Here is a 438-nt window from a genome sequence, read left to right as displayed (position 1 = left end):
CGTGCGGGGATCTCCCATTCCGGCACCATCGTTTCCGGCATGACGCCAGACGCCACCAGCGGAGCGAGGCGATCAGGAATGACGCTCGAATCGGCCAACTGGCCGCAAACAATGAAGGTGACAGCGGCGTCCGTGACCGCAGGCTGGCTCCAGGCAATCGGACTCAGCCGCGCCTTGGCTTCAGGCGAACGGACGGCGATGAAACGCCAGTTCTGCAGGTGAAAAGACGTCGGTGCCGTGGTGCCGATGCGCACGAGCTCGCGGATCTGGTCGTCGCTCAGGGTGGCCGCGGGGTCGTAATACTTGGCGGCGGTGCGACTCAGGATGGTTTCGATAACGGCGTTCATGATGATTCCAATGGGCAAGAGGGATACGTAGCGCTACGAGAGCACTGGTGTGTTTTCTTCAAGTGGTAGCCGCACCGATGCGCAGCGCGGG

General features: G+C 62.3%; 1 protein-coding gene. It reads right to left on the bottom strand.

Annotated features, from left to right (window positions below):
- On the bottom strand, positions 1-347 hold a 347-nt coding region (locus CBX98_RS25455; protein WP_172606031.1), incomplete at its 3' end, for a nitroreductase family protein.
- Positions 348-438 lie beyond the last annotated feature (91 nt).

This window comes from Vibrio sp. T9 (genome assembly GCF_003123985.1).
GTDB classification, from domain to species: domain Bacteria; phylum Pseudomonadota; class Gammaproteobacteria; order Enterobacterales; family Vibrionaceae; genus Vibrio; species Vibrio diabolicus.
The sequence above is the reverse complement of the archived record's forward strand: the minus strand, read 5'-3'. Positions and strand labels throughout refer to the sequence as shown.